Below are 6,625 nucleotides of genomic sequence, written 5' to 3'. Positions count from 1 at the left end.
GACTGCGACATCCCGGCGGACGGGTCGATCGCCTTCGTCGTCTCGCACGCCGACCACCGCCGTGACGTCGACCGGCCGGTGTTCTTCGAGGCCCTCGGCGGCGGCCGGCCGATGACCTCGAGCTGGGAGTTCTGGCCGGACTTCGACGTCATGGCCGCGACGAAGGCCGCCGAGCAGCTCTGGTCACGCACCGCGCTGCGGCCCGCCGACGTCGACGTCGCGGGTCTCTACGACGGGTTCAGCATCTTCGTCCTGCTGTGGCTCGAGGCACTCGGCTTCTGCGGCCGCGGCGAGGCGGGGGCGTTCGTGGAAGGTGGCACGCGCATCGCCCGCACCGGTGATCTGCCGCTCAACACCTCCGGTGGGCAACTCTCAGAAGGCCGCTACCTCGGCTTCGGCCTGGCCTACGAGACCTTCCTCCAGCTGCGCGGCCAGGCCGGCACCCGGCAGGTCACCGACGCCGAGGTCGGCCTCGTCACGGGCGGCGGCGGCCCGCTCGCCCAGGCGTTCCTCTTCACCAACGACCGCTGAGTCGGCGAGAGCCTCCTCCCATGAGCCCATGGATCGCTTCTACCGGCCCGCCGAGAAAACATCCTGACCACGCTGAGGACGGTGCTGCGCTATGAGGGACATCGCGGGTACCGAGCAGGCGGCGATCCAGCAGCTGCTCGACAAGCAGGCGATCCGCGAGGCGACCATGCGGTACTGCCGCGGTGTGGACCGTTGCGATCCGGACCTCATCAGCTCCGCGTACCACCCTGATGCGATCGACGATCACGGCGACCAGCGCTACTCGGGTAGAACCGTAGGCCGAGGTGTCGCCGACCTCGTGCGCTCGGCGAAGGTCTCGATGAACCAGGTCACGAACCAGCTCATCACGCTGCACGATGACAGGACGGCGGGTTGCGAGACGTACTTCACGGTGTGGCGGAGCATCGAGACCGAAGGTGAGGACCGCGTCCTCCTCGCGATCGGGCGGTACATCGACCGCTTCGAACGCCGCGAGGGCGAATGGAAGATCGCGCACCGGCTTGTGATTGTCGACCTGACACATGTCGTCCCGGCGAGCGGCCTGATGCGGCCGTCGCGGCCCGGTCTCGGCTCCCGCGACCGGAATGACCCTTCGTATGCGGCGCTTGAGAGCCCTGACACCGGATGGACACGCCCCCTGCCAGCACAGCCCTAGGCCGCGTTGGAAAGAGGAGACGGCCGATGGGTCCCCGCCACTGCGTCCATCGGCAGGCTGACCTCGGCCCGCCACTGTTCGGCGCGCGCCGCCCGACGCCCAGAGCCGCCGGCGGGCCGACAGTTCACCCCTTGCGCATTTCCGCAAACTTGTATACAACCTGATCTGAAAGTTGTATACAAGCAATGTGAAGGGGGAGTCGATGGCCGCCGCCAGCGCACCGACGACGCAGCTGACCGCGTTCGTCGCCCTGGACTTCACCGGGTACATCGTCGAGCGCTTCAGCCACGACCCGGCCGTCGCGGAGCGGGCCTCCCATGCGATGACCTTGGCCCGGCGGGCCGGCGTGCCGGTCTTTCATGTGGTGCCGGAGTCGATGGTGGACGACATCCATCCGTTGCTGGCGCCGATCGACGGCGAGCCCGTCCTGAGCAAGACGACCATCGGCGCTTTCGCCACCACCGGCCTGCACGACCTGCTGCAGCAAGCGGGGATCAGGCAGATCGTCATCGCGGGTGTGGCGACCGCGGGGACCGTCCTGTCCACCGCCAGGTGGGCGTTCGACGTCGGCTACCAGGTCATTGTCTGCTCGGACGCGTGCGACGACCCCGAACCGGAGGCACACGCCGCGCTCGTCGACGCCGCTGTCTTCCCGCAGAGCTGGATCGGGCTGTGGCGGATCGCGAACGTGCTGCCGACCGCCGAGATCGCCGTGCTCCAGACAAGGGAGTCCGCAGGCACGGGGGTCCAACCATTCGAAGCTCCGTTCACCCAGGGAGGTACGTCGGGATGATGACCCAGGCGCAGCGCGAGGCGGCCTATGAACGGGTCCGCCGAGAGCTCGGCATCGACCGGGTCGGTACCGCGCCCGCCGCACCGGTGCTGCGGTCCCGCCAGGGCGGTGCGCCCGCGCGGCCGGCGTATGCCTCCTTACCAGTGGAGGCCGAGATCCACGGCGCCCAGTTGTACGAGTACGAGATCTGGGGCCGGCCGGGGCTCGACCTCCGGACGCGGAGTTTCATCACTGTGGCCGTCCTGACGGCCCTGGGCCGGGAAGACCAGCTCTACCGGTACGTCAACAGCGCGCTGAACATCGGGATCACTCCGGAGGAGATCCACGAGACGTTGCTGCACGCCGGTGTGTACAGCGGCCTGCCGGCCTGGGAGAACGCGGCCGGTGTCGCGGGTGAGGTGTTCGTCGCTCGGGGTCTGGTGCCGGCGGGCTCGGGTGCCCCGGTGGAGCCGAAGCCCGCGATGGACCACGAGGAGCGGCGCGCGGCCAGGAACCGGGTGGTCACCGCCCTGGGCGTCGGGCGTATCGGCCTCGGTCCCGATGCCCCCCTGCTCGAGCCGCTGCCCGGCAGCCCCTTCCCGGCCGCCAAACCAGGCCGGCTGGCCTTCGAGCAGGAACTGGCCGGGATCACCGCCGACTACGGTTACGGCGAGGTGTGGGGCCGGCCCGGGCTCGATCTGCACACCAGGAGCTTCATCACCGTGAGCGTCCTGCAGGTCCAGTATCAGAACGATCAGCTGCACATCCACGTCAACAATGCACTGAACCTGGGGATCACGCCCGAGGCGGTCGGCGAGGCGATCACCCAGGCCGGCATCTACGACGGTGGGTCGGGGTGGCACAACGCCATGAACGTCGCCCGGCACGTCTTCCTTCAGCACGGCATCGTCGAAGGTGACTGATGGGCATCCTCGACGGCAAGGTCGCCGTGATCACGGGTGCGGGGCGGGGTATCGGCAAGGCCTCGGCGGCGGTGTTCGTGCGCGAGGGCGCCAGGGTGCTCGCCGCGGACATCAGCGGGGAGGAGAAGGCGACCGCGGACGAGTTCGGGCCGCGGGGTATCCGGGCCAACGTGATCGCGCCGGGGTTCACTCTCACGGAGAAGAACCGGGAGGCGCCGGCGAACGCGATGCGCTCGCTGGGCGCGAAGGCGGCGCTCGGCCGGGCGGGGGAGGCGCGTGAGCAGGCCGAGGTGGCGGCGTTCCTCGCCTCCGACCGCGCCTCGTTCGTCACCGGGGTGATCGTCGCGGTCGACGGCGGCTGGTCGGCGCGCCTTGCCTGACGACCGCGACCCGGCGGCTGCGTGCATCCACCTACCAGCACGGGATGATCGACGACCGGTGCGACGGCGAGACTCCCGTGTCGCTGGCCCTGATCCCCTGGGGGACGCCGAGCTGGCGTCCGCCGGGTTGGACGAGACGGAGAACCGCCGTTGAAAGCCGCTGCATTCGACTACCACGTGCCGGAGTCTGTTGACGCGGCGGTGGCCCTGCTGGCCGAGCTCGGAGACGAGGCGAAGGTCCTCGCCGGCGGCCAGAGCCTTGTCCCGGTGATGGCGATGCGGCTCGGGCGGCCCGAGCACATCGTCGACGTCAACCGCATCGAGGCGCTTGCCGGCGCCACCCGGTCGAACGGCACGCTGCGGGTGGGAGCGCTGACGCGGCACCGCGCTCTGGAGACCGACGTGCTCATTCGAGACTCGGTGCCGTTGTTGGCCCGTGCCGCGCCCCACATCGGCCATTTCCAGATCCGCAACCGTGGCACGGTGGGCGGCTCGCTCGCCCACGCCGACTCGGCCGCGGAGCTGCCCGCGGTCGCCGTCGCGCTCGACGCCGAGATCGAGGTGCGCAGCACCCGGGGGAGCCGGCGCATCCGGGCCGCCGACTTCTTCGTGTCGATCTTCATGACGGCGCTGGAGCCCGACGAGCTGGTGACCGCGGTGCACCTTCCGGTGTGGGGGCGTGGCTGCGGCTTCGCCGTGGCGGAGTTTGCGCGTCGGCACGGCGACTTCGCGCTGGCCGGTGCCGCGTGTGGGGTGCAGGTCGATGGCGGGCGCATCGTACGGGCGGCGGTCGGGCTGATCGGGATGGGCAGCGTTCCGGTGCGGGCCCGGCTGGCCGAGCAGACCCTGACCGGTGCGGACGCCCACGAGGTGGACCTCGCCTCGATCGGGCGCGACGCGGTCGCGGCACTCGACCCGCCCTCGGACACCCACGGCTCCGCCGCTTACCGGCGCCACCTCGGCGCTCAGATGACTGCGCGAGCACTTGGCCGGGCCCTCGCGGAGGCCCAGGGACAGGAACGGAACCCAGGCCAGAGCCAGGCCCAGGCCGAGGCGGGAGGCGCCGCATGACCGAGATGGATGTGAACCTGATCGTGAACGGCGAACGCTGTCGCGCCCGGGTCGAGCCGCGCAAGACTCTCGCAGACCTGCTGCGGGAGGACCTCGGGCTGACCGGCACCCACCTGGGGTGCGAGCACGGGGTCTGCGGGTCGTGCACAGTGCTGCTCGACGGCCTGGCTGTCCGGTCCTGCCTGATGTTCGGGGTGCAGGCGGACGGAAGCGAGGTGACCAGCGTCGAGGGGCTGGCGGGCGATCCGGAATCGCTGAGCCTGGTGCAGCGCGCCTTCCAGGAGACACATGGGTTGCAGTGCGGTTTCTGCACCCCCGGGTTCGTCATATCGGTCACGGCTTTCCTGGAGGATGTGCCGGATCCGACCGACGAGCAGATCCGGGACGGCCTGAGCGGAAACCTCTGCCGCTGCACCGGCTACCAGGGCATTGTGCACGCCGTCCGGCTCGCGGCGCGGCTGCGCCGCGAGGAACGCGCCGAAACCTCGGGGTAGGTGTGCGGGAGTTCGCTGAGTAGGTGCGCGGATGGCGGTCAGCCGGGATGGTGGCACGCCGACCGCGGTTTCCGCAGGGACCGCATCGATTCATGGCACCGCGAGTTTGAAGGAGATCGGATGAAACTGGAGAACACCTTCAGTGTCCCCGTGCCTGTCGACGACACGTGGCGGGTCCTGCTCGACATCGAGCGGGTCGCGCCCTGTGTGCCCGGAGCGACCCTCACCTCGCGTGACGGCGACAGCTTCAGCGGCAAGGTCAAGGTCAAGCTCGGGCCGATCGGTCTCACCTACGGCGGCACAGCGACGTTCCTTTCCCTGGACGAGGCGGCCAAGGTCGCGGTCATCGAGGCCAGTGGCCGGGAGACCCGCGGCGGCGGAACCGCCAAGGCGGTCGTCACCTGCCGGCTCGTGGACACCGGGGGCGCGACCGACGTCCTCGTCGAGACGGACCTCGCCATCACTGGCAAACCCGCCCAGTTCGGCCGCGCCGCTCTCGCCGACGTCACGGCCATCCTCATCGGCCAGTTCGCGGCGAACCTGGCCAGCGAGATCACCGGTGCCGCCGCGCCCGTACTGGGTGAGACGGCCGGTGGTAAGTCCGCGGTCAACGGGGCGACACCCGCACCCGCGCCCGTAAACGACTGCATCCCGTTCTCGCCCGCGACCCCACCGCGGGTGCGGGCGGCCGACTCCCGCCGAAAGGGCGCCTCCCACCGGGCAGCCGAGCCGATCGACCTGCTCGGGACGGCCGGTGGCGGGGTTCTCAAGCGCGTAGGCCCTTCGGCCGCCGGAACAGTTCTGCTGGTAGCCCTCCTGCTCCTCTGGAGGCGGCGCACCTGACGGCGCCCCGGTGACCGGTCGCCGGTGCCCGGCACGTCCCGCAACGGTGGAGCGAGAGTTCAGACCGCATCGACTAGGGAGAGTTCCACATGCCAGTGACTGTCTTTAAGGATGCGCCGTCCGACGAGGTGGCGCCGGGTGTGACGCGTTCGCGGCTGGAGCCGGGCGGCAAGGACGGCCCGGGCGGCATCGTGCGGGACTCGGATCAGCCCGGGGGCTGCACGTGGACCCAGATGTGGTTCTTAGGGCGACCCGAGGACTCCTGGCGCATGATGCTGCCCGACATTCGGATGGCGCCGAACCAGCTCTGGCCGCTGCACTGGCACGACTGCTGGACCGCGGTGGTGGTGCTGGACGGCAGCGTCCTGATGGGGGACTGGTGGATGAAGCGGGGCGACGTGCTCATCGCCGCGCCGGGCGTCGAGTACGGGCTCCTGCTGAACGGTCCCAAGGGCTGCGAGCTGCTCGAGATCTTCGCCCGTGACATCCTCTCGCCCGGCGGCTACGGCGAGGAGTACCGCGACCATCCCACCCTCGCGTATCTCAAGGGTCTCGAGACGATCGACTTCGTCCTGCGGCCGCCGGCCCGGGTGGAGAACGGGAGCCGGCAGGTCGTTCCGGTCGACGCAACGCCTGGTCTGCAGAAGGGTCACCTCGACGGCAATGCCTGGTGGGATCTGGGCGACCCGGCTGATCCCGAGCGGGGGATCGTCTTCGACCGGAAGCTGGCGGCGGGCGCGATGCTCCCGTCCGGGTCCGTCGACGACTGGCGCGGCGCGCTCGTCCTCGACGGCTCGATGACCGTCGGCGACACGGAGTTCGTCAAGGGCGACGTCCTGCTCGTCGAGCCTGCCGCGAAGGTGCCCGAGATCACCGGGGGCGCCGGCGGTGTCCATCTCCTGGAGCTGGCGCGCACCGCCGCGGCGCTGACGCGTTGAGTTCCTCCAAGGCCTGGA

Annotated in this window: 9 protein-coding genes; all 9 read left to right on the top strand. The window is 70.2% G+C overall.

Translation table 11 applies throughout. The annotated features are described in order from the left end of the window. A partial coding sequence (locus MXD62_RS17345; protein WP_248830497.1) for a thiolase family protein occupies positions 1–531 on the top strand: 531 nt, incomplete at its 5' end. 91 nt (positions 532–622) lie between these two features. Further along, a complete protein-coding gene (locus tag MXD62_RS17340; protein ID WP_020462204.1) occupies positions 623–1,186 on the top strand; it encodes a nuclear transport factor 2 family protein in 564 nt (187 codons plus the stop codon). Between the two features lie 202 nt (positions 1,187–1,388). Next, positions 1,389–1,979, top strand: a complete 591-nt coding sequence (locus MXD62_RS17335; RefSeq protein ID WP_248830495.1) for a cysteine hydrolase — start codon at positions 1,389–1,391, stop codon at positions 1,977–1,979. Then, entirely contained in the window at positions 1,976–2,881 is a 906-nt protein-coding gene (locus MXD62_RS17330; protein ID WP_248830487.1) for a carboxymuconolactone decarboxylase family protein, read from the top strand. The genes MXD62_RS17335 and MXD62_RS17330 overlap by 4 nt, the downstream gene beginning before the upstream one ends. Then, a complete protein-coding gene (locus MXD62_RS17325; protein WP_248830485.1) occupies positions 2,881–3,261 on the top strand; it encodes an SDR family oxidoreductase in 381 nt (126 codons plus the stop codon). The genes MXD62_RS17330 and MXD62_RS17325 overlap by 1 nt, the downstream gene beginning before the upstream one ends. Positions 3,262–3,411: 150 nt before the next feature. Next, positions 3,412–4,332 carry a xanthine dehydrogenase family protein subunit M gene (locus MXD62_RS17320; RefSeq protein ID WP_112106675.1) on the top strand — a complete coding sequence of 307 codons (921 nt, stop codon included), beginning with the start codon at positions 3,412–3,414 and terminating at the stop codon, positions 4,330–4,332. Continuing rightward, positions 4,329–4,826 carry a (2Fe-2S)-binding protein gene (locus MXD62_RS17315; RefSeq protein ID WP_020462199.1) on the top strand — a complete coding sequence of 166 codons (498 nt, stop codon included), beginning with the start codon at positions 4,329–4,331 and terminating at the stop codon, positions 4,824–4,826. Before MXD62_RS17320 ends, MXD62_RS17315 begins: the two co-directional genes overlap by 4 nt. A gap of 120 nt (positions 4,827–4,946) precedes the next feature. Then, a complete protein-coding gene (locus MXD62_RS17310) occupies positions 4,947–5,669 on the top strand; it encodes an SRPBCC family protein (RefSeq protein ID WP_248830484.1) in 723 nt (240 codons plus the stop codon). 140 nt (positions 5,670–5,809) lie between these two features. Then, positions 5,810–6,607, top strand: a complete 798-nt coding sequence (locus tag MXD62_RS17305) for a cupin domain-containing protein (protein ID WP_248830482.1) — start codon at positions 5,810–5,812, stop codon at positions 6,605–6,607. Positions 6,608–6,625: the final 18 nt, after the last annotated feature.

The sequence above is a fragment of the Frankia sp. Mgl5 genome, from assembly GCF_023242985.1.
GTDB lineage: Bacteria > Actinomycetota > Actinomycetes > Frankiales > Frankiaceae > Parafrankia > Parafrankia soli.
This window is presented reverse-complemented; position numbering and strand designations above follow the sequence as displayed.

Excerpts from the sequence above, each read along its gene's own strand:
- MXD62_RS17340 (WP_020462204.1), top strand. The coding sequence starts at position 623 with ATGAGGGACATCGCGGGTACCGAGCAGGCGGCGATCCAGCAGCTGCTC.
- MXD62_RS17325 (WP_248830485.1), top strand. The coding sequence starts at position 2,881 with ATGGGCATCCTCGACGGCAAGGTCGCCGTGATCACGGGTGCGGGGCGG.
- MXD62_RS17310 (WP_248830484.1), top strand. The coding sequence starts at position 4,947 with ATGAAACTGGAGAACACCTTCAGTGTCCCCGTGCCTGTCGACGACACG.
- MXD62_RS17315 (WP_020462199.1), top strand. The coding sequence starts at position 4,329 with ATGACCGAGATGGATGTGAACCTGATCGTGAACGGCGAACGCTGTCGC.
- MXD62_RS17330 (WP_248830487.1), top strand. The coding sequence starts at position 1,976 with ATGATGACCCAGGCGCAGCGCGAGGCGGCCTATGAACGGGTCCGCCGA.
- MXD62_RS17335 (WP_248830495.1), top strand. The coding sequence starts at position 1,389 with ATGGCCGCCGCCAGCGCACCGACGACGCAGCTGACCGCGTTCGTCGCC.